Annotated in this window: 18 protein-coding genes; 16 read left to right on the forward strand and 2 right to left on the reverse strand. The window is 62.1% G+C overall.

Features of this window, described 5'->3' with window-relative positions:
• Positions 1–10: 10 nt before the first annotated feature.
• The 9 genes from K6M89_RS03985 to K6M89_RS04025 all read left to right on the forward strand — a co-directional run bounded on the left by K6M89_RS03985 (position 11) and on the right by K6M89_RS04025 (position 9714).
• Positions 11–595: a TetR/AcrR family transcriptional regulator gene (locus tag K6M89_RS03985; RefSeq protein ID WP_222138499.1), complete on the forward strand. Its 585-nt coding sequence runs from the start codon at positions 11–13 to the stop codon at positions 593–595.
• 105 nt (positions 596–700) lie between these two features.
• Complete coding sequence (locus K6M89_RS03990) at positions 701–1531, forward strand: transporter substrate-binding domain-containing protein (protein WP_222138500.1); 831 nt, start codon at positions 701–703, stop codon at positions 1529–1531.
• Between the two features lie 24 nt (positions 1532–1555).
• Complete coding sequence (locus K6M89_RS03995) at positions 1556–2302, forward strand: amino acid ABC transporter permease (protein WP_222138501.1); 747 nt, start codon at positions 1556–1558, stop codon at positions 2300–2302.
• A complete protein-coding gene (locus K6M89_RS04000) occupies positions 2299–3090 on the forward strand; it encodes an amino acid ABC transporter permease (RefSeq protein WP_222138502.1) in 792 nt (263 codons plus the stop codon). The genes K6M89_RS03995 and K6M89_RS04000 overlap by 4 nt, the downstream gene beginning before the upstream one ends.
• 4 nt (positions 3091–3094) lie before the next feature.
• Positions 3095–3892 (forward strand): amino acid ABC transporter ATP-binding protein, encoded by a 798-nt coding sequence (locus K6M89_RS04005; RefSeq protein WP_222138503.1) that lies wholly within the window; start codon positions 3095–3097, stop codon positions 3890–3892.
• Positions 3889–5247, forward strand: coding sequence for an MmgE/PrpD family protein (locus K6M89_RS04010; protein WP_222138504.1), 1359 nt, complete (start codon positions 3889–3891; stop codon positions 5245–5247). The genes K6M89_RS04005 and K6M89_RS04010 overlap by 4 nt, the downstream gene beginning before the upstream one ends.
• Before the next feature lie 14 nt (positions 5248–5261).
• Positions 5262–6566, forward strand: a complete 1305-nt coding sequence (locus tag K6M89_RS04015) for an LLM class flavin-dependent oxidoreductase (RefSeq protein WP_222138505.1) — start codon at positions 5262–5264, stop codon at positions 6564–6566.
• 79 nt (positions 6567–6645) lie between these two features.
• Complete coding sequence (locus K6M89_RS04020) at positions 6646–8688, forward strand: prolyl oligopeptidase family serine peptidase (RefSeq protein WP_222138506.1); 2043 nt, start codon at positions 6646–6648, stop codon at positions 8686–8688.
• A 99-nt stretch (positions 8689–8787) separates the two neighbouring features.
• Entirely contained in the window at positions 8788–9714 is a 927-nt protein-coding gene (locus K6M89_RS04025) for a Gfo/Idh/MocA family protein (RefSeq protein ID WP_222138507.1), read from the forward strand.
• Between the two features lie 410 nt (positions 9715–10124).
• Here the strand turns inward: K6M89_RS04025 and K6M89_RS04030 are convergent, their stop codons facing one another.
• Both K6M89_RS04030 and K6M89_RS04035 read right to left on the reverse strand, forming a co-directional pair.
• Positions 10125–10574: a DNA polymerase III subunit chi gene (locus K6M89_RS04030; protein ID WP_222138508.1), complete on the reverse strand. Its 450-nt coding sequence runs from the start codon at positions 10572–10574 to the stop codon at positions 10125–10127.
• Entirely contained in the window at positions 10574–12064 is a 1491-nt protein-coding gene (locus K6M89_RS04035) for a leucyl aminopeptidase (protein ID WP_222138509.1), read from the reverse strand. Before K6M89_RS04035 ends, K6M89_RS04030 begins: the two co-directional genes overlap by 1 nt.
• A 144-nt stretch (positions 12065–12208) precedes the next feature.
• Between K6M89_RS04035 and K6M89_RS04040 the strand changes: the two genes are divergently transcribed.
• From K6M89_RS04040 to rsmA, 7 genes are all read left to right on the forward strand, one after another.
• Positions 12209–12982: a phosphatase PAP2 family protein gene (locus K6M89_RS04040; RefSeq protein ID WP_097580308.1), complete on the forward strand. Its 774-nt coding sequence runs from the start codon at positions 12209–12211 to the stop codon at positions 12980–12982.
• Positions 12983–13082: 100 nt separating this feature from the next.
• Positions 13083–14264: an LPS export ABC transporter permease LptF gene (gene lptF / locus K6M89_RS04045; protein ID WP_097580329.1), complete on the forward strand. Its 1182-nt coding sequence runs from the start codon at positions 13083–13085 to the stop codon at positions 14262–14264.
• Complete coding sequence (lptG, locus tag K6M89_RS04050; RefSeq protein ID WP_064682109.1) at positions 14261–15349, forward strand: LPS export ABC transporter permease LptG; 1089 nt, start codon at positions 14261–14263, stop codon at positions 15347–15349. The genes lptF and lptG overlap by 4 nt, the downstream gene beginning before the upstream one ends.
• Positions 15349–17679 (forward strand): LPS-assembly protein LptD, encoded by a 2331-nt coding sequence (locus K6M89_RS04055; protein WP_097580307.1) that lies wholly within the window; start codon positions 15349–15351, stop codon positions 17677–17679. Before lptG ends, K6M89_RS04055 begins: the two co-directional genes overlap by 1 nt.
• A 183-nt stretch (positions 17680–17862) precedes the next feature.
• On the forward strand, positions 17863–18807 hold the full coding sequence (locus tag K6M89_RS04060; protein ID WP_222138510.1) for a SurA N-terminal domain-containing protein: 945 nt from the start codon (positions 17863–17865) through the stop codon (positions 18805–18807).
• A gap of 6 nt (positions 18808–18813) precedes the next feature.
• On the forward strand, positions 18814–19842 hold the full coding sequence (gene pdxA / locus K6M89_RS04065; protein WP_222138511.1) for a 4-hydroxythreonine-4-phosphate dehydrogenase PdxA: 1029 nt from the start codon (positions 18814–18816) through the stop codon (positions 19840–19842).
• Complete coding sequence (gene rsmA, locus K6M89_RS04070; protein WP_222138512.1) at positions 19842–20669, forward strand: 16S rRNA (adenine(1518)-N(6)/adenine(1519)-N(6))-dimethyltransferase RsmA; 828 nt, start codon at positions 19842–19844, stop codon at positions 20667–20669. The genes pdxA and rsmA overlap by 1 nt, the downstream gene beginning before the upstream one ends.
• The last annotated feature ends 36 nt before the right edge of the window (positions 20670–20705 follow it).

A 20705-nucleotide genomic window follows, 5' to 3' on the forward strand; every position in this document is an offset into this window, starting at 1 on the left:
CCGGTCACCGATGCCTTTCAAAACTGCCCAACTGTCGCCCCGCGGAAGAATAATCGATGCGATAAGCGACCTTTTCTACAGGCGCGGCACCTATCGGGTCGGCATCGACGAAATCGTACGGGAGCTAAAAATTGCCCGCGCCACTCTCTACCGTCATTTCAACGGCAAAGAGGGCCTCATCGTCACTTATCTCAGCCATCGCCATGACTTGGTCAGTGATCAGCTGGAGAAGCTTGTCGCTGGCAAAGGCGGTGCGTCGGCCATTTTTGCGATCTTCGACAGTCTGGCCGACAAGACGCGCAGCGAAAGCTTCCGGGGCTGCGCCTTCCTGATTGCGGTGACCGAAAATCCCGGCTCGGCAGCGATCCAGGACGTGGCGCGCACGCATAAGGTATTTCTTCGCGAACTTTTCGGCCGGCTTGTCCCGCAAGGCCCTGCTCACGACGAGGTCGGCGAGCAATTGCTGGTTGTCTACGAAGGCGTGCTTGCCGCATCGGTCCTGCGACCGGAAGCGAGGCCGGCGGAGATCGCCCGAAAGGCGGTCGCGGCTCTTCTTCAGGCCGGCAGTTTCAACGTGTCCGGAGACGAGGCATGAGCGAGATCATGCCCGAAGCGCCAGCTCATCGCCGGCTTCGATGTCATCGGACTTCTCTTTTCCATCCCTGTCTTTCCTTCCTTCGTCTCGCAATGGAGCTCAAACATGTCACATAAGGTTCTGGCAAAGGCGCTTTTCGCCATGTCGATTTCGCTGCTGGCCGCAACGCAGGCATTCGCCGATGCCACGCTTGATCGCATTAAAGCTCGCGGCACCCTCACCGTCGGCGTCATCCTGTCCGGCGCGCCGTTCGGCTATATCGATCCGACATCGCAAACTCAGAAGGGATACAATCTCGATATCGCAAAAGCGCTCGCCGACGATCTCGGCGTCAAACTCGAAACGGTCGCCGTCACGCCGCCGAACCGGGTGCAATTTCTCCAGCAGGGCAAGGTCGATATTCTGATTGCCAACATGCAATACACCGAAGATCGCGCCAAAGTCCTCGACTGGGTGCCGACGCCATACGACCGCAGCGGCGGCGCTGCCGTCGGACGCAAGGACAGCGGCCTGAAGGACTGGGCAGATCTCAAGGGAAAGCCGGTCTGCGTTTCGCAGGGGTCGAACTACACCCAGCCGCTGATCGAAAAATACGGCGCCGAGGTAAAAGGCCTGCCGAGCCAGCCGGAATCGCTGCTGGCGCTGCAGGGGGGCAATTGCGTGGTCGCGGTGCATGTCGGCGCAACCCTTGGCCTGCTGCTGCAGGATCGCCCTGAGGATTGGAAGGACTACGCCATTCTCTTCCCGACGGAACTGATCCCTTCCGATTCCGTCATCTGGGTTCGCAAAGGCGAAAAGGAAACGGCCGAGGCACTCGATAAGACAATCCGCCAGCTCCATACCTCCGGAAAGCTGCTGGAGTTTGCCAAGGCGAACAGGCTCAGCAACACCGAATATCTCGAGCAGGAGCGCAAGACCCTGTCAGCCAGCAAATGAGACGGGTCGCACTGGTAGATCGACATGTGGGATAGCGGCATAACCAGCCTGTTCGTCGACCTGACGAACAGGCTTGGCCTGAACTACGAGTTTCTGGCAACGGGCTACGAGGCGCAGATATGGCGTGACGGTTTCATGACCACGCTCTATCTGATCGCCCTGCTGATCCCGGTCAGCCTGATTGCCGGATTGCTGTTTGCCGCCTGCCTGACATCGGGCAGGCTCTGGCACTCTGCGCCGGTGCGCGCCTTCGTGGAAATCACCCGAAACACGCCGACGCTGGTGCAGCTGATGTTCAGCTTCCTCGTCCTCAATACCTTCGTGTCGAACCTGGTCGGCGGCGCGCAGAACAATCCGCTGACGCCGTTCTTCTGGGTGGTGGCGGTGGTCGGGCTGCACATCGCCGCCTTGCATGCCGAGGCAATCCGCGCCGGCATCGAAGCGGTTCCGGCTTCGACCGTGGAGGCGGCGCGCGGCATCGGCTTCAGCAAGCTGCAGATCCTTCGTTACGTCGAAATTCCCCTGGCATTCCGGGCTTCACTGCCGGCGATCGTCAACAACCTCATCAACCTGGTGAAACTGACGACGGTGGGCAATGCGATTGCAGTCAGCGAGATCACCTATGCCTCGATCATGGTGTGGACGCAGCGCGACAATGTGGTGTCGCTGATGATCGTCATCCTGCTGTTCTTCAGTATCATCAATCTCGTCGTCGCCCGCGTCGGCCTGTGGGTGGAGCGCAAGCTCGCCGTTCCGGGGTATGGCCTATGACGACAGTGGCGCTTTCCGAGCCGCGCAAGAGCGGCCACCTGCTGCGCAATATCGGTTTCGCAGCACTGCCTGCCGTCATTCTCCTCTGGTCGCTGGCCGATCTCACCCTCGGGCGCGAACTGGTGGAGTGGCTTCCCTATCTCGCCTCCGGCTTCCTGATGAACGTCGTCATCAGCCTCAGTGCGATGACATTGGGAACGGTGGTCGGAACCATCTTCGGCATTCTTCAACTGGTGCCCTACAGGCCGGCGCGGTACCCGGTCGTCGCCTATGTGCAGGCCTTCCGCAATGCCCCGCATCTCGTGCTGATTTTCGCCACGACTTACATCTTTCCCTTCGAGATCGTCGTGTTCGGCAACTACCTGCCCTTCCCCGATTGGCTGAAAACGGTGATCGGGCTTGCCATACCGGCCAGCGCCTATGTGGCCGAGATTACCCGTGGCGCCATCCTTTCGATCCCGACCACGCAATGGGAAGCGGCAAAAGGACTGGGATTTTCCCGCAGCCAGGCGCTGCGCTGGATCATCCTGCCGCAATGCCTGCGGCGCTCGCTGCCGCCATGGATGAACATACTGGCCTCCATCACCATGGGCACCTCGCTCGCCTCGCTGGTCGGCGTGCACGAATTGCTGCATGCGGCAACCGATGCCAGCACGGCCGTACGCCGGCTCGATTTCACGATCATCGCCTACATCGTGGTGATGGCCGCCTTTTTCACGCTTTGCTACCCGATCGCCCGCCTGACCCGACGCCTCGAGCAGCGCTTCAACGCAGGCCCCAGGATTTGAGACGATGAACACAAAAAGCGACGACGCGATCGTACGACTGGAAGACATACACCTTTCCTTCGGCCAGACCGAGGTGCTGAGGGGCATCGACCTGACCGTCAACAGGGGCAATGCGGTTTCCATTATCGGCCCATCCGGCTCCGGAAAGTCGACGATCCTGCGCTGCATCAACGCACTGGTGACGCCGCAGCGCGGCCGCATCACGGTCGGCGGCACCCGCGTCGACCAGTTGGCCACGGAAAGCGAGCGCATTGCGTTGCGCAAGCGCGTCGGCATCGTCTTTCAGCAATATAATCTTTTTCCGCACCTGACGGTGCTGGACAATATCGTCCTGGCTCCGACCCGCATCCTCGGTGTTGCGCGGGGCGAGGCCGAAAAACTTGCGCGCGAACTGCTCGAAAAGGTGCGGCTCTCCGAAAAAGCCGGCGCCTATCCCGGCCAGCTTTCCGGCGGCCAGCAGCAGCGCGTCGCGATTGCCCGCGCACTGGCGATGAAGCCGGAGCTGGTGCTGTTCGACGAAGTGACCTCGGCGCTCGATCCGGAGACGGTGGGCGAAGTGCTGGGGGTGATCCGCGACCTCATCCGAGACGGCATGACCAGCATCCTGGTGACCCATGAAATGCGCTTCGCCGAGGAGATAAGCGACACAGTCGTCTTCACCGAGAACGGACGGATCGTCGACCACGGCTCCCCTGCAGAAATATTCCATACGTTCGACAACCCCCGTATCCGCCAGTTCGTCGGCGGCCTTGCCGGCGGTCGCGGAACGGTTCGCACCGAAGCCGTCCAGGAACTGTCATGACCAGCCCGTCGGCTCCACTGACTTCGGCATTCTCCGAAGCGATCACCTCATCGGATCCGCTGAAGGATTCCGCAGCGATGGACGCTGCCCGTCTGGCGATCATCGATTTTCTCGCCTGTGCGATTGCCGGCGCCCGAGACAGGACCACCGGCCTTCTGGTCGCTGCCGTCGGAGCCGATCTGCCGGGCGCAGCGATCCTGATTGGAAGCGCGCGCCGTACCGATCCGCTGGCGGCGTCGGTCGTCAACGGTTATGCCGGCCATGTGCTCGACTATGATGACGTGCATGCAAGCGTGCGCGGCCATCCGACAACGGTGATCATCCCGGCCCTGCTGGCGCTCGCTGCCGAGCGCGAAATTTCCGCGGAGGCGCTGGTCGCCTCCTATATCGTCGGGCTCGAAGCCATGGCGCGGCTGGGATTATCTCTCGGCTCGAAGCATTACGAGAAGGGTTTCCATGCCACTGCAACGCTCGGGACAGTGGGCGCGGCTGCCGCAATCGCCCATCTGACACGCGCCTCGGTGGACGAGACCGCTGTCGCACTCGGCCTTGCGGCAACCCAATCGTCCGGCCTGCGGCTACAGTTCGGCAAGGACGCCAAACCCTTTCATGCCGGCATGGCGGCACGATCGGGGCTCCTGTCGGCGCGATTGGCGACGGCCGGCTTTGGCGGCGCGTCCGATTTCCTCGACAATCCGGTCGGCTTCCATTCGGTCTTTGCTTTCGGCGCCGAACGCTTGTCCGCCTTGACCGAGGGCTGGGACTCACCCTGGCAGATCGTCGCGCCCGGGCTGACGCTGAAGGCCTATCCCTGCTGCACCGCCAGCCATCCGGTCGCTTCTCTCGGCATCGACCTCAACCGCGAAGGCCTGCGCGCGGACGCAATCGAGCGCATCACCTTCACCTATCCACCCGGTGCCGATGCCGCCTTGGTGGTGAGCAGGCCCACCAATGGGATCGAGGCGCGCTTCAGCCCGGAATACGTGTTCGCGGCGGCCCTAATCGACGGCGCCTTGCGGCTCGATCACTTTGACGGGCAGCCGGTCGCGCCGCGGCTGATTGCGCTCGCCAAGCGCGCCGGCCGCCGCCATGACGAGGCCGCGGCGCGCATGTCGAGCGATCCACAGACCCGCTTCGTGATCGTCGATATCGCGCTTGCCGACGGCAGTACGATACAGCGCCGTTTCGACGGCCTGCCGGGGCTGACCGATCCGACCGAAAAATTTCGTGACGCGACCGGTCGCCATCCGGCCTTCGCCGACATCCCCTCACTCGTCCGGACAATGAGTAGCACCGCCGACCTTCGCCAACTCCTGGCGCTGCTCAATCAAGATGCCGCCCAAAACCTCGTTTGACGAAAGATTCTGCCATGACCCGCAAGAGAGAAATCCATCTGGGCCTGTTCCTGCAAGGAGCCGGCCACCACGTATCCGGCTGGCGCCATCCTGACGCCGAGGCGGGCAGCGAGAATTTCGGCTTGTTGAAGCGCGTGTCTGAGATCGCCGAGGCGGCGAAATTCGACATGGTCTTCCTGGCCGACGGATTGACCAGCGGCGTCGATGCGCATCCCTCGACGATTGCCCGTTTCGAACCGCTAACGCTGCTTTCCGCGCTGGCCGTGGTGACCGACAGGATCGGGCTGGCGGCAACGGCGTCGACGACCTACGGAGAGCCTTACCACACCGCCCGCGCCTTCGCCTCGATCGACCATCTGAGCCACGGCCGCGCCGCATGGAATATCGTCACGACCTCCTATGCCCGCACGGCAAACAATTTCTCCAAGACCCATCCCGAGCATGACGAGCGTTATGCCGTGGCCGAGGAATTCGTCGACGTCGTGCGCGGCCTCTGGGACAGCTGGGACGACGATGCCTTCGTCAAGGACAAGCAGAGCGGCGTCTACGCCGACCCGGCCAAGCTCCGCATCCTCGACCACAAGGGCAAGTATTTCTCCGTCAAGGGACCGCTGAACATTCCGCGCCCACCGCAGGGCCACCCGATCCTGATCCAGGCCGGCTCGTCCGGGCCGGGCCAGGATCTTGCCGCCCGCACCGCCGACGTGGTGTTCACCGCGCAGCAGAGCCTGGAAGAGGCGCAGGCTTTTTACAGAAGCCTCAAGGAGCGTGTCGCTCGTTTCGGGCGCCAGCCGGACGACGTCGCCGTCATGCCGGGCTTCCTGCCGGTGATCGGCCGCACGGCCAAGGAGGCTGCGGACAAGCTTGCAGACCTCGACAGGTGGACTGATATCAAAAGCGCCATGCCGCTTCTGGAAGAACGTATCGGCCACAGCCTTGCCGAATACGATCTCGACGGCCCCCTACCGAATCTGCCAATCTCCGACCAGTTACGCAGCCGCGCCGAACTGCTGACCGCGCTGGCAAGACGCGAAGATCTGACGATCCGGCAGCTGGCGCTGCGCGTTGCCGCCGGCCGCGGCCACCATATCGTCCTTGGCACGCCGGTCGAAATCGCCGACCGGATGCAGCAATGGTTCGACAGCCGTGCCGCCGACGGCTTCAACGTGATGCCGCCGTTTTTCCCCGGAGGCCTGGAAGACTTCGCGCAGCTGGTCGTGCCGATCCTGCAGGAACGCGGCCTGTTCCGCAGGGAATATGCCGGCTCAACTCTTCGCGAACATCTCGGCCTCACGCGGCCTGCGCCAATTTCGCCCTAACTCTACAAAATATTGGCTCCTGCACAATTCAAAATGCTACAGCGTCTTAAGACGCTAAACAGGAGCCGGCAGGTTGGACATGAACCTTCATCTCGAAGCGGACGAGGATCCGCGCACCCGCCAGTTCATCGACGAACACAACGCGCTGTCCGACGTGGCATTGAGGACGCCGGAATTCGCTGAGGATCGCGACGCGATCAAGACGCTGATCGAGCGTCAGGACCGGCTGATCGTGCCGATGCGCCGCGGCAAGTGGCTGTTCGATTTCCGCCAGTCCAAGGACAATCCGCTCGGCGTCTGGCTGCGCCTGCCGGCCGATCGGCAGCCGTTGCCGGAGGCCGATTGGGAGGAGGTCTTCGATCTCGACGCCTTCTGCCTCAGTGAAGGCAAGCGCTGGACCTGGCGCGGCGTCGTCACCTGCCCCTGGGAACCGACGCGCGTGCTGCTCACGCTTTCGGACGGCGGCTCGGACCTTGTCCGCCTGCTCGAATTCGACGCAGAGAACAAAGAGATCGTGACGGGCGGCTTCGACACGCCGGCGGCGCGATCGCATGCCAATTGGCTAAGCCGCGACGAGATCTGCTATTTCGGTTCGATCGACCGATTTTCGGCGACCCGTTCGGGATGGCCGCGCGTCGGGCGGCGATTGAAACGCGGCCAGCGGCCGGAAGATGCCGCCATCCTCTTCGCAGCCGCCGACGAAGACGTCTATGGCTTCAATCTCGTTATCGACCCTGCCCTGTCGGGCACCTCGGCGGATGTCGGCTTGATCGACATCTTCGTCGCCGCGCACGAGATCGGCGTCGCCAGCGCCTACCTGATATCCGATGACGGCAGGCAACGGCGCATCGACCTGCCTAAGGAGGCGGACTTTCAGTTCAACCACGATCACTGCCTCTGGCGGGCAAAGACCGACGAGCGCGTTCCGACAGGCAGCCTGGTGCTGCAGCGCTTCGATCCGAACTCTGAGACAGTTCCGCTCGGGCCGGAGCGGATCTTGTTTCAACCCGGTGAAGGCCAGTCGATCTCGCAGATGATGCTGATGCGCGAGTGGTGCGTGTTCATCGTCTCCGATCGGCTGCGCCCGCGTCTCATGGTGCTCGACCTGACGAAGCCCAATGCCGAACAGCGGGAAATCGCGCTGCCGGCGGATATGCAGACGGCTCATTTCAGGCCGCTCTATGCGGATCTGCATCTCGGCGACGACACGCTCTACATCGTCGGTCAGGGTTTCCTGCAGCCACCCACCTGCTATCGCCTGGAACTCTCCGATCGCAGCAAGCCGCCCGAGCCGGTGTTCACCGCCGTGGCGCCGAGCTATTTCGATGCGACCGGCATGTCGTCCGAGCTGCTGGAGGCGGTTTCCGAAGACGGAACGAGGGTTGCCTATCGGCTGGTCCTGCCGAGACAGTGGACCAGGGGCGCGCTGCCGGTGCTGATCTACGGCTATGGCGGCTTCGACGTTGCGCTGTCGCCGAATTATTCCGGCGTAACCGGTCGCTGGCTTGAGCAAGGCGGCGCCTATGTACAGGCTTATATCCGCGGCGGCGGTGAATTCGGGCCGGACTGGTATCGCAGCGCCAAACGGCAGGGGCGAGACCGGGCCTTTGCCGATTTCGTCGCCATTGCCCGCGATCTCGTCGCCCGCGGCTACACCGTGCCGTCGCGGATCGCCTGCCAGGGCGGCAGCAATGGCGGCCTGCTGACCGGCGTAATGCTGACGCGCTATCCGCACGATTTCGGCGCGATCTGGTGCCAGGTGCCGGTGCTCGATATGACCCGCTTCCACCTGTTTAGCGCAGGGCAGGCCTGGATGGACGAATATGGCGATCCGGAAGTCCAGGTGGATCGGGACTTCATGCTCGGTTATTCACCGCTTCACAATGTCAGGCCGGCGAGCGAGATCGCCTATCCGCCGATTTATATCGAAAGCTCCACCAATGACGATCGTGTGCACCCCTCGCATGCACGCCGCTTTGCCGCGCGGCTGGAGGAGGAAGGACACAAGCCGCTCTTCCATGAATTCGGCCTGGGCGGGCATGGCGGCGACGGCGATTCGCAAGAGCGCGCCGCCCGCGCGGCGATGGGTTACAGCTTCCTTCGCCAGACCATCATGGGGTAGGATGATGCAATAGAATGAAGCGGAGAGCTTGTCGGCGCTCCTCTTTCTGCTACAAGACGCGCAATAAATCATACTTTTCACAGGTTCGAGCGAAACACCATGTCTCCCATCAATCTCGCCATCGTCGGCGTCGGCAAGATCGTCCGCGACCAGCACCTCCCCTCCATCGCCAAGAACGCCGATTTCAAACTCGTCGCCACGGCCAGCCGCCACGGCACGGTCGAAGGCATCAACAGCTATACGACGATCGAGGCGATGCTCGACGCCGAGCCTTCGATCGACGCCGTTTCGCTCTGCATGCCGCCGCAATACCGCTACGAGGCCGCTTATAAGGCGCTCGTCGCCGGCAAGCATGTCTTCCTGGAAAAGCCGCCCGGCGCGACGCTGAGCGAAGTGGCCGATCTCGAGGCGCTTGCCGCAAAGCAGGGCGCGTCGCTCTTTGCCAGCTGGCATTCGCGCTATGCGCCGGCGGTCGAAGCCGCCAAGACGTTTCTTGCTTCGACGACGATTGAAAGCGTGCATGTGATCTGGAAAGAGGATGTCCGCCATTGGCATCCGAACCAGGAATGGATCTGGCAGGCCGGCGGTCTCGGCGTTTTCGATCCCGGCATCAATGCGCTATCGATCGTCACCCACATCCTGCCGCGACCGATCTTCATCACCGAGGCGGTGCTCGAATTTCCCGAAAACCGCGATGCGCCGATCGCCGCCGACATTCGTTTCCGCAATGCCGACGGCCTGCCGGTTCGCGCCGAATTCGACTGGCGCCAGACCGGCAAGCAGAGCTGGGACATCGTCGCCGAAACGGCAGCCGGCCAGATGGTGCTTGCCGAAGGCGGCGCCAAGCTTTCGATCAACGGGACGCTGACCTTCGCCGAACCGGAGCAGGAGTATCCCTCGCTCTACCGTCGCTTTGCTGAAATCATCAAGGCCGGCAAATCGGATGTCGATCTGGCGCCGCTGCGCCATGTCGCCGACGCCTTCATGCTCGGCAAGCGGAAATTCGTCGAAGCCTTCCACGATTGAGCCACTTCGCGATCCTTGCCTGTCAGCCCGACGGCAAGGACCATCCTAGAGCCTTTCCTGGTTAGATTGAATCATTCTGTTGGCTCAAACGGAGTCGGATGGTCGACCGGCCGGCGCGCGTCGTAGCCCAGCTCTACGGCCAAGCCGGCCGGTCGATCAGCCGGCCCGTTTCAGCCAACCCTCCCGCAGATTTGCCTGGCAAATCTGCAAGACTCAAAAGCGCCGGACGCACTTATCGCTTCGTCATAGCGAAGCGGTGCGGCCGGTGGGCCGGGCATCTCTAGCCAGGATCAGAGGCGATCGGCTCGGACGTACCAAGGGATATGCCCGTCGCCAATCGCCTCTGCCCTGACGAAAACCTGCTCCGGCAGAATGCTTCAATCTAACCAGGAAAGGCTCTAGGGGCCTAGTCAGGCCTTCTTCTCCCACCGTCCTTCCGGCGTCTGCTGCCAATAGGTGAGGTTATGCCCCTCGCCTTTCAGCCTCTTCCATTGCGCGCGCGCCGCTTCCAGTTGCTCCTGATCGTGACCGTCGAACATGAAGACGATGCGCTCGTAAAGGTCTGCCGGCGGCGGCTCGGCGCCGTCGACGATGAAACGCACCGTCGCCGCATTGGCGTTGTCCGACGTGATCGTCAAAAGCACCGGCTGGTTCTCGGCGAAATCGGCCTCGTCGGTGCCGTGCGGCAGGAAGCTCTCTTCGCGGAACGTCCAAAGATGCGCATCGAGCGCATCGCGCCGCGCCGGCTCACGCGTCTGAACGGCGACGCGCCAGCCGCGCTCGACGCTTTTGTCGATGAGCGGCGGAAGCGCGTCTTCCAGCCTGGTTTCGGTCAGATGGTAGAAGAGAATGTCGGTCATCAGGCTTCATAATGGGCGCGAACGAGCTCGTCGAGCAGGCGCACGCCGAAGCCCGATCCCCAGGACTGGTTGATCTCATCCTGCGGCGAGCCCATCGCCGTGCCGGCGATATCGAGATGCGCCCAGGGTGTCTCCTGCACGAAACGCTTGAGGAAATGTGCCGCGGTGATCGAGCCGGCCTGGCGGCCGCCGGTGTTCTTCATGTCGGCGAACTTGCTGTCGATCAGCTTGTCGTAATCCTTGCCGAGCGGCATGCGCCAGAGTTTCTCATTGGTCGAAAGGCCGGCCGCCGTCAGCTGGCCGGAAAGCTCATCGTCATTGGAGAACAGACCGGCATGCACATTGCCGAGCGCCACGACGATTGCGCCGGTCAGGGTGGCGAGATTGATCATGAACTGCGGCTTGAAGCGATCATTGCAATACCAGAGCGCGTCGCAGAGCACGAGGCGGCCCTCGGCATCGGTATTGATCACCTCGATCGTCTGGCCGGACATGGAGGTGACGATATCGCCGGGACGCTGGGCGTTGCCATCAGGCATGTTCTCGACCAGGCCGATGATGCCGACGGCGTTGACGGCGGCCTTGCGGGAGGCGAGCACATGCATCAGGCCGGTCACGGCGGCGGCGCCGCCCATATCCCCCTTCATGTCCTCCATGCCGGCGGCCGGCTTGATGGAAATGCCGCCGGTGTCGAAGACGACGCCCTTGCCGATGAAGGCGATCGGACGATCCTTGGATTTGCCGCCTTTCCACTGCATGATCGCGAGACGCGGCGGGCGCACGGAACCCTGGGCGACGCCGAGCAAGGCGCCCATGCCGAGACGGCGCATTTCCTTCTCGGTCAGGATTTCCACGTCGACGCCGAGTTTTTCCAGTTCCTTTGCCCTGGCGGCGAATTCGACTGGGCCAAGTGCATTCGGCGGCTCGTTGACAAGGTCACGGGCAAGATTGACGCCGCCTGCGATCGCTTCGGAATCGGAAAATGCCTTCTTGGCGCCGGTCGCATCGGCGGTGACGATCGTCACCTTGACGGATTTCGCCGGCTTCTCCTCGTCGTCATTCTTCTTTGTCTTATAGGCGTCGAAGCTGTAGCCCCGCAGCAGCATGCCGAGCGCAAAATCGGCGGCCGCGCGCGCGTCCGTCGTCAGGCCGGGGACGTCGATGAAGATGGCAGCCTTGTCGGTATTCTTGATTTTCGATGCCGCAGCACCGCCGGCCTTCAGCCAGTCATGGGCGGTGAGTTCGGCGGCCTTGCCAAGCCCGAGGACGACGATGCGTTCGACCGGCGCACCTTCCGGGGCGACGATATCGAGCGCGGCCATGGATTTTCCGGAGAATCGCGCGATCTTCGCAGCCTTGGCGATCACGCCTGCCGGATCGGCCGTTTCAGCGCCTGCGGCGCCGTCGGCCTCCGCAGTCTTCAACAGGATCGCCAGCCCGCCATGGAGCTTCGCCGACTTCGAGAATGAAATTTCAAACTTTGCTGACATGTCTTCTCCGCTGGGATTCTCTGAAATCCGTCCCTGGCGGATAATTTCGCGTTTGTCGGGTCTGTCAATGGCTTGCGACACTTGTTATGGTCGCCCGCGGCCGTCCAGGCCCACATGTTTTCGTCAGTTTCGTAGATATTCGCGTTGACAGTTTTTTCGAAAAATCGATGGCGGGGCCCGGTGATCCGCCTGCCGAAGACGACCTTCGGTGCATTCATGCTGTTGTTCTGGGCGTGGTGGGGGCTGCTGATCGTCTTCCGCGCCTTCCCCGGGATCGACATCTATTTTTCCCAGCTTTTTTTCGTGAGCACCGATTGCGACGCGACCGTCGCTGCCGGAAGCATCTGCGGCGGCTTTCCCTATCGCGACTCGGGGGACTTCGACCTGCTGCGCACGATCTTCTTCCGCCTCCCCTATGTCGTGGCGATCGTGATGGTGTGGAAGCTCATCGAATGTTACCAGCAGCACGGCGCAACCTTCAATGCCGAGCGGGCGCGCAAGCTCAAAGTCGCCTTGGGAACGCTGCTGATCGGGCCGGTGCTATTCGTCAATGTCATCCTGAAGGAACATTGGGGCCGGCCGCGGCCGGTGCAGACGGATATTTTCGGCGGCGCCCTGCATTTCGTCGAGGCCGGTTCGCTTGCCGGCAAATGCGTGTCAAACTGCTCCTTCGTCTCCGGCGAGGCGGCGAGCGCCGGCTGGCTGTTGTGCCTGCTGCTCTTCGTTCCGAAATCGCTGCGCTACGCGCTGGTACCGCCGGTCGCCGCGATCTCGATCCTCACGCCGGCCATGCGGCTGTCCTTCGGCGCGCATTACCTCTCCGACGTGACGCTCGGATGGCTGTCCTCGCTTGTCGTCTTCGCAGCGCTTCTGGCGTTAACTGAGTCGCAACAGAGCCAAAAAAATTCTGAAATTTGAATGAATTTTTGACACCTGCTTGTCGCAAAAGCGCGACAAAGAGCGTAGAGGGATTCTCCTGCAAGCCGTTTGGGGCCTGCAGGTGCTTTCAAGGGCCGGCATGAAACTACTCGAGACATACATATTGCGGCGCGTCGGCCAGATGTTTCTCGTGGCGCTCCTGCCCGTGCTGGCGATCATTTGGACGACACAGGTGCTGCAGCGCATCAACCTCGTCACCGACAGCGGCCAGTCGATCGGGTCGTTCGCCAAGCTGGCGACGATGATCCTGCCGTCGATCATTCCTGTCGTGCTGCCCTTCGCGCTTGTCATCGCCATCACCCAGACGCTGACGACGATGAACAACGATTCCGAGCTGACCGTCATCGACGCGGCCGGGGCACGGCGCAGTATTCTGATCCGCCCGATCCTGCTGCTTGCCGCCGTCATCAGCGTCTTTTCCTTCTTCGTCGATAATATCGTCGAGCCGCGGGCAAAGACCGTGGCGCGCCAGATGATCGCCGAAACCTATGCCGATCTGCTCTCCTCGGTTATCGAGGAAAAAACCTTCCGCAAGATCGACGAGGGTCTCTATGTGCAGATCTCGAAGCGTCTGGCGGGCCGCATGCTGAAAGGCCTGTTCGTCGCCGATGAGCGGGACCCGGCCTATGAGCTGATCTATTACGCCAAGGAAGGCGCGGTCGACGATACCGGCACGACGCTGATCATGCATGACGGCGAGGTGCACCGCAAAACGCCTGACGGCAACGTCTCGGTCATCAATTTCGATTCCTATTCCTTCGACCTCTCTGACATGACGGAGAACCGCGGTCAGGCGACACTGAAAGCCAGCGACCGCGACCTATGGTTCCTGTTCAATCCGGATCCGAACGACAAAGACTTTACGATCCGGCCGCAGAGCTATCGCGCCGAACTGCATCGGCGGCTGACGGACTGGATCCTGCCTGTCGTCTTTGCCCTGTTTTCGCTGGCGATCGCCGGCGATGCGCGGTCGCATCGCGAAGCACGGCTGCATCCGATGGTGAGCGCGCTCGCCTATGCCTTCGCGTTCCGATGGGCTGCCTTCTACGCGGCGAACCAAATCGACACCGATCCGGAATATATCGCCGTTCTCTACGCCATTCCGATCGTCAGCAGCATCGTCTCGATCATTTTCCTCAGCATGCACAAGCGGCTGGTCATGCCTTCGTTCATCTGGGAGCGGATATCGGCCTCCTGGAGACGGATGCAGGAAAGACTGCTTGCCGCGACCAGCAGGTCCGGCGGGGGCGCTGCCCAATGATGTTCGGGACATTGTCGCGCTATTTCTTTCGCCGCTACCTGGCGACGACGGGCTGGTTCCTGATCGGCGTGTCGGCGATCGCCTTCCTCCTCGATTTCAGCGAGACGGCGGGCCGCATGTCCGGTCTGCCCGGCTACACCATCGGCGGCGGCATCGTGATGACCGCCGTGCGCCTGCCGCTCATCCTGCAGCAGACAATCCCCTTCATCGCGCTCTTCGTCGGCATGACGGTGCTGATCGGGCTCAATCGCAAATATGAGCTCGTCGTCACCCGCGCGGCCGGCATCTCGGTCTGGCAGTTCATGTTTCCCTTCATCGCCGGCTCGCTGGCGCTCGGCGTACTGACGATGACGGCGCTCAATCCGCTTGCCGCCTGGGGACAGCGCCAGGCACTGCTCGTCGAATCCGACTGGCGCGGCGAAAACGCGGTTCTGCGCAAGGCGCCGCAGATTCCGTGGCTGCGCCAGATCAGCGGCCGCGACGATGTCATCATCGGCGCGCAGACGGTCCAGGAGAACGGCACCAAGCTGGTTGACGCCGTGTTGATCCATTTCGATTCAAGCGGCCGAGTCATTCTGAGACAGGATGCCGCCACGGCAAAGTTGGAAGATGGTTACTGGCAGCTTAACGGCGTCGTTGAGCGTAAGCCTGGGGAAATCCCGCTGCGCAAAGCTTCGGTCCAACTTCGCACCAATCTGAAACAGGATTTCGTCCAGGAGCGGCTGACAGCGCCGGAAACAATTGGTTTCTTTGACCTTTCCAACCGCATCGCGGCGGCCAAATCCTTCGGCATCTCGACCAAGGCATTGGAGACGCAATTCAACTCTCTGTTGTCCCAGCCATTGCTGCTAGTGGCCATGACTCTCATTGCTGCAACAGTGTCCCTAAAATTTAGCCGGTTCAACCAATCCCGCCCCGTGATTCTGGGTGGAATCCTGTCAGGCTTCATGCTTTATGTCATCACCGTGCTTGTAAAAGCATTCGGAAGCAGTGGAGTCGTGCCTCCCTTCGTGGCGACCTGGATACCGGTGGTCGTCGCGCTGGCCTTGGGCGCGACTATTTTGCTTCATCAGGAGGACGGCTAGTGGCGGTAGGCGACCGCAAGTATTTTAGTAAACAACTGGTTGCCCTGCTTGTCGGTGCGGCTCTATGTTCCTATTTCGGCAGCGCCCCGGCCTCCTACGGCCAGGCCAGCACGCCTGAGCAAAATATCGAGAATAAGATTCCCGAAGGGGCCAAGCTTCTGCTTTCGGCCAACGAACTCGTCTATAACCGTGACGCCGAGCTCGTCTCGGCGGTCGGCGGCGTACAGATCAACTATGGCGGCTACAAAATGGTCGCGCAGAAGGTCGAGTACAATCAGAAGACCGGCCGGATGATGGCGATCGGCAATGTCGAGCTCGTCAGCCCGGACGGCAACCGCATCTATGCCGACAACCTAGACGTGACCGACAATTTTGCCGACGGGTTCCTGAACTCGCTGCGCATCGAGACCGCCGACAATACGCGTATCGTCGCCGAAAGCGGTGAGCGTGTCGGCGGCACGAAGATGATTCTCAACAAGGGCGTCTACACCGCCTGCCTTCCCTGCGCCGAAGATCCGAAGCGTGCGCCCTTCTGGCAGGTCAAGGCCAAGCGCGTGATCCAGAACGGCGAGACTCATACGATCCGCCTGGAGCGGGCTCGCTTCGAGCTGCTCGGCTACCCGATTGCCTTCGTGCCGTTCATCGAGGTTCCCGACAATACGGTGAAGCGCAAGTCCGGCTTCCTGTTCCCGACGATGAGCCTGTCGCAGAATCTCGGCTTCGGTCTTTCCATTCCTTATTATTACGTGATCTCGCCGAGCATGGATGCGACGGTCACCGCAACCGGCTACACGGCCCAGGGCTTCCTCGTCGAAGGCGAATTCCGTCAGCGCTTCGAAAACGGCACGCATATCCTGCGCGTCGCCGGCATCGACCAGGCGAGCCCGGGCAATTTCAGCTCCGGTACCAGCGATGCCGAAGCCGAGCAGCGCGGCATGGTGGCGTCAAAGGCGGAGTTCCGCATCAATCCGCGCTGGACGTTCGGCTGGGACGTCATGATGCAGAGCGACAACAATTTCTCGAAGACATACAAGCTCCGCGGCCTGAGCGGCACCGATCGCACGAACCAGATCTACCTGACCGGGCTTGGCAAGCGGAATTATTTCGACATGCGGGCGTTTTATTTCGACGTCCAGGATGCCGACCGCACGAACACCGCCGAAAAACAGCAGGCGATCGTCTATCCCGCGCTCGATTATCATTATGTAGCCCCCCAGCCGCTTGCAGGCGGCGAACTGTCCGCAGATGTCAACCTGACGAATATTTCGCGCACGCATGACGACTTCTATACTGTCGACGGATTCGACCGCTTCCGCGGCCTGAAGGGCCAGACGTCGCGTCTGACCGCCGAACTTCAGTGGAAACGCACCTACGTCACGCCGACCGGCCTGGTGATCACGCCGCTTCTGGCCGCGCGCGGCGACGCTTTCGCGCTGAACATGAACGATCCGACCGGTTACGCCGGCAATTACCTTGACGACAATTCCGCCACCCGTTCGATGCTCACCGCCGGGCTGGAGGTGCGTTATCCAATTCTGATGACGACGGAAAACAGCACGCATATCCTCGAGCCGATCGCGCAGATCTATGCCCGCCCCGACGAGCAACTCGCCGGCCGGCTGCCGAACGAGGATGCGCAAAGCTTCGTCTTCGACGCCACGTCGCTTTTCGACCGCGACAAGTTCTCAGGCTACGATCGTATTGAAGGCGGCACCCGCGCCAATGTCGGCGTCCAGTATACCGGGACTTTCGACAGCGGTTACAAGCTGCACGGCATCTTCGGCCAGTCTTACCAGATCGCCGGCCAGAACTCGTTCGCGACCGACGACCTCGTCAATGTCGGCGCGGATTCGGGCCTCGAAACCGATCGGTCCGATTATGTCGGTCTCGGGGGCGTCGAAACGCCATACGGTGTCTCCGTCGCCGCCTCCTACCGTCTCGACGAGAAGGATTTCGAGTTCCGGCGCGGCGACCTGACGACGGCCTACCAGAACGACACCTTCCAGACGCAGGTGACCTACACCCATCTCAGCGCCCAGCCGGCCTATGGCTTCGCCGAGGACAATGACGAGATCCAGACCAGCAGCAAAGTCAAGTTCAAGGATTACTGGTCGATATTCGGCGGCATCGCCTGGGATCTGAACAATGATGTGATCAGCCGCCGGACGCTCGGCCTTTCCTATGAGGACGAATGCACGATCTTCACGATCGCCTATACGGACAGCAGGGATTCCGAGGACGAGTCGGCAAGCGACTGGACGATCGGCGCGCGGCTGACGTTCCGCACGCTCGGCGACATCAAGATCGGCACCGATACCCTCTCCAACTAGCGGCGGACGACGTGAACATGGCCTCAAGTCATTCTTTCGCCGTAAGCCTGTGCAGGACATTGCCGCCAGCCGATATCTGAGGCATAGGGGATTCGCGCCGTGACGGAAGCGATTTCCGCGTGTCTCGCACTGTGGTAAGAACGCCGCGAATACCGTCTCGCGGCGCTATTGGGAGGTCAACAGATGATTGACGCGAAAAAAGCCATAACCGCCTTTCTCACCGGCGCGGCACTTGCCTTGCTGACGGGCCTTGCGGGCCCGGCGCTGGCGGCAAGCGAAGTGCAGGCCGTGGTGAACGGCACTGCCATCACCAGCGGCGATGTCGCCAAGCGGCAGGCCTTCCTGCGCCTGCAGCATACGAAGGCCGATGCCAAGACCGCCAAGGAGCAGTTGATCGACGAAACGCTCAAGCGGCAGGAGGTCGCCCGCGTCCGTATGTCGGTTTCGCAGCAGGACGTCGACGCGTCTTTCGCGCGCTTTTCGGCCGGCAACAAGCTTTCCGTTGAGCAGATGTCGCAGATCCTCGACCGCGCCGGCGTCGGCGTCGACCATTTCAAGGGCTTCATCGCCGTGCAGATGAGCTGGCCGCGTGTCGTCAATGCGCGCTACGGCTCTACCTCGCGGCTGTCGAATTATGATCTCGTCTCGCGCATGATGCAGAACAACAAGCAGAAGCCGGTGACGACGGAATATATGCTGCAGCAGATCATCTTCGTCATCCCGCAAGCCAAGCGCGCCGCCATCACCGGCAAGCGCAAGGGCGAGGCCGAGGCGTCGCGCTCGAAATTCCCCGGCTGCGACCAGGCAAAGGTCTTTGCCGCAACGATGCGCGATGTCGCCGTGCGCGACCTCGGCCGCATGCTCGCTCCCGAAATCCCGCCGGAGTGGAAGCCTCTGGTCGAGCAGGCCAAGGGCAACACGACCGGCACCCGCGTCACCGACAAGGGTGTCGAATATCTGGCGATCTGCAGCCAACGTCAGGTTTCCGACGACCAGGCCGCTGAAATGGTCTTCCGCCAGGAGGATCTCGACAAGTCCAAGGCCGCCAAGAATGGTCCGCCGGAAAACGAGAACAGCAAGAAATATCTGGATGAACTGCGCAAGAAGGCGCAGATCGCCTATCGCTGACCGACGATGGCTATACCGTTCTCACGGCCGCTTGCGCTGAGCCAGGGCGATCCCGCCGGCATCGGGCCGGATATCACGCTGATGGCCTGGCTCCGGCGGCGTGAACTTGGGCTCCCGCCTTTTTTCCTGATCGGCGATCCTGATGTCTTGGCCTTGCGAGCCCGCCAGCTCAACCTGGCGGTTTCTATCCGTGAGATCGACAGGGTCGACGAGGCCACCGGCATATTTGCCGATGCACTGCCCGTCATGAGCGTGCCTGTTGGTATTGAGGTCGTGGCCGGTGAGCCGCATGTGGCTACGGCGAAAGGCACGATCGCGGCGATCGAGAAAGCCGTATCGCTTGTCATCGGCGGCGAGGCGCTCGCAGTCGTCACCAATCCGATCGCCAAGGCCGTGCTCTATGAGGCGGGCTTCCGCTTTCCCGGCCATACCGAATTTCTCGCCGATCTCGCCGCCAGGGCAACCGGCAGGCCGGTGACCCCTGTCATGATGCTGTCCGGACCGAAGCTCAGGGCCATTCCCGTCACCATTCACATTCCGCTGCGGGACGTGCCGCAAGCGCTGACGGACAAATTGGTCATGGAAACCTGCCGGATCGCTCACGAAGATCTGAGGCAGCGCTTCGGCATCGATGCGCCGCGGCTCGCGGTTGCCGGCCTCAATCCCCATGCCGGCGAAACCGGAACAATCGGCAGGGAAGACGAGGATGTCATCCGCCCGGCAATCGAGCACCTGCGCGACGAGGGTATCGACGCCATCGGCCCCCTGCCCGCCGATACGATGTTTCATGACGAGGCGCGGGCGCGATACGATGTCGCCATCTGCATGTATCACGATCAGGCCCTGATCCCCGCCAAGGCGCTCGGGTTCGACGATAGCGTCAACGTCACGCTAGGACTTCCCTTCGTGCGCACCTCGCCGGATCACGGCACCGCTTTCGGCATTGCCGGCAAAGGGCTGGCGCGCGAGCAGAGCCTCGTTGCGGCGCTGAAGCTCGCCTTCCAACTCGGCCGCACTTGGGAAAGCCGCCGCTGATGGCAGCACTCGATGGCCTGCCGCCGCTTCGCGACGTCATTCAGCGTCACGGCCTCGATGCGCGCAAGGCGCTCGGACAGAACTTCCTGCTGGATCTCAACCTGACGCAGAAGATCGCCCGCACGGCAGGAGCGCTCGAAGGAACGACCGTGATCGAGGTCGGCCCTGGCCCAGGCGGGCTGACGCGCGCGATCCTGGCGCTTGGCGCCAGGAAGGTGATCGCCATCGAGCGGGACACGCGCTGCCTGCCGGCGCTCGCCGAGATCGCCGATCACTATCCCGGCCGGCTGGAGGTGATCGAAGGAGATGCGCTGAAGACGGATTTCGAGTCCCTGGCGCCGCAAGGCCCGGTCAAGATCATCGCCAACCTGCCCTATAATGTCGGCACGCAGCTGCTGGTCAACTGGCTGCTGCCGGGAGCCTGGCCGCCGTTCTGGCAGTCGCTGACGCTGATGTTTCAGAAGGAAGTCGGCGAGCGTATCGTCGCCGGCGAGGACGACGACCATTACGGCCGTCTCGGCGTGCTCTGCGGCTGGCGGACCGAGGCACGCATGGCCTTCGACGTGTCGCCGCAAGCCTTCACACCGCCGCCGAAGGTGACGTCGACAGTGGTGCATCTGACGCCCCGGGAAAATCCCATCCCCTGCTCCGTCGCCAATCTGGAAAAGGTGACGCAGGCCGCCTTCGGCCAGCGCCGCAAGATGCTGCGCCAGAGCCTGAAGCCACTCGGCGGCGAGAGTCTGCTCGTCAAGGCCGGGATCGATCCGGCGCGGCGGGCGGAGACGTTGTCCGTCGAGGAGTTCTGCCTTCTGGCAAGCAGCCTTTAAAGCGCCCTTAACCGGTGCGCAGCTTTGCGCGATATG

Source organism: Rhizobium croatiense, assembly GCF_019793465.1.
GTDB classification, from domain to species: domain Bacteria; phylum Pseudomonadota; class Alphaproteobacteria; order Rhizobiales; family Rhizobiaceae; genus Rhizobium; species Rhizobium croatiense.

Bases quoted from the DNA above. Each gene is read 5' to 3' on its own strand.
- K6M89_RS03985 (WP_222138499.1), top strand. From the start codon at position 11: ATGCCTTTCAAAACTGCCCAACTGTCGCCCCGCGGAAGAATAATCGAT.
- K6M89_RS03990 (WP_222138500.1), top strand. From the start codon at position 701: ATGTCACATAAGGTTCTGGCAAAGGCGCTTTTCGCCATGTCGATTTCG.
- K6M89_RS03995 (WP_222138501.1), top strand. From the start codon at position 1,556: ATGTGGGATAGCGGCATAACCAGCCTGTTCGTCGACCTGACGAACAGG.
- K6M89_RS04000 (WP_222138502.1), top strand. From the start codon at position 2,299: ATGACGACAGTGGCGCTTTCCGAGCCGCGCAAGAGCGGCCACCTGCTG.
- K6M89_RS04005 (WP_222138503.1), top strand. From the start codon at position 3,095: ATGAACACAAAAAGCGACGACGCGATCGTACGACTGGAAGACATACAC.
- K6M89_RS04010 (WP_222138504.1), top strand. From the start codon at position 3,889: ATGACCAGCCCGTCGGCTCCACTGACTTCGGCATTCTCCGAAGCGATC.
- K6M89_RS04015 (WP_222138505.1), top strand. From the start codon at position 5,262: ATGACCCGCAAGAGAGAAATCCATCTGGGCCTGTTCCTGCAAGGAGCC.
- K6M89_RS04020 (WP_222138506.1), top strand. From the start codon at position 6,646: ATGAACCTTCATCTCGAAGCGGACGAGGATCCGCGCACCCGCCAGTTC.
- K6M89_RS04025 (WP_222138507.1), top strand. From the start codon at position 8,788: ATGTCTCCCATCAATCTCGCCATCGTCGGCGTCGGCAAGATCGTCCGC.
- K6M89_RS04030 (WP_222138508.1), bottom strand. From the start codon at position 10,574: ATGACCGACATTCTCTTCTACCATCTGACCGAAACCAGGCTGGAAGAC.
- K6M89_RS04035 (WP_222138509.1), bottom strand. From the start codon at position 12,064: ATGTCAGCAAAGTTTGAAATTTCATTCTCGAAGTCGGCGAAGCTCCAT.
- lptF (WP_097580329.1), top strand. From the start codon at position 13,083: ATGAAACTACTCGAGACATACATATTGCGGCGCGTCGGCCAGATGTTT.
- lptG (WP_064682109.1), top strand. From the start codon at position 14,261: ATGATGTTCGGGACATTGTCGCGCTATTTCTTTCGCCGCTACCTGGCG.
- K6M89_RS04060 (WP_222138510.1), top strand. From the start codon at position 17,863: ATGATTGACGCGAAAAAAGCCATAACCGCCTTTCTCACCGGCGCGGCA.
- pdxA (WP_222138511.1), top strand. From the start codon at position 18,814: ATGGCTATACCGTTCTCACGGCCGCTTGCGCTGAGCCAGGGCGATCCC.
- rsmA (WP_222138512.1), top strand. From the start codon at position 19,842: ATGGCAGCACTCGATGGCCTGCCGCCGCTTCGCGACGTCATTCAGCGT.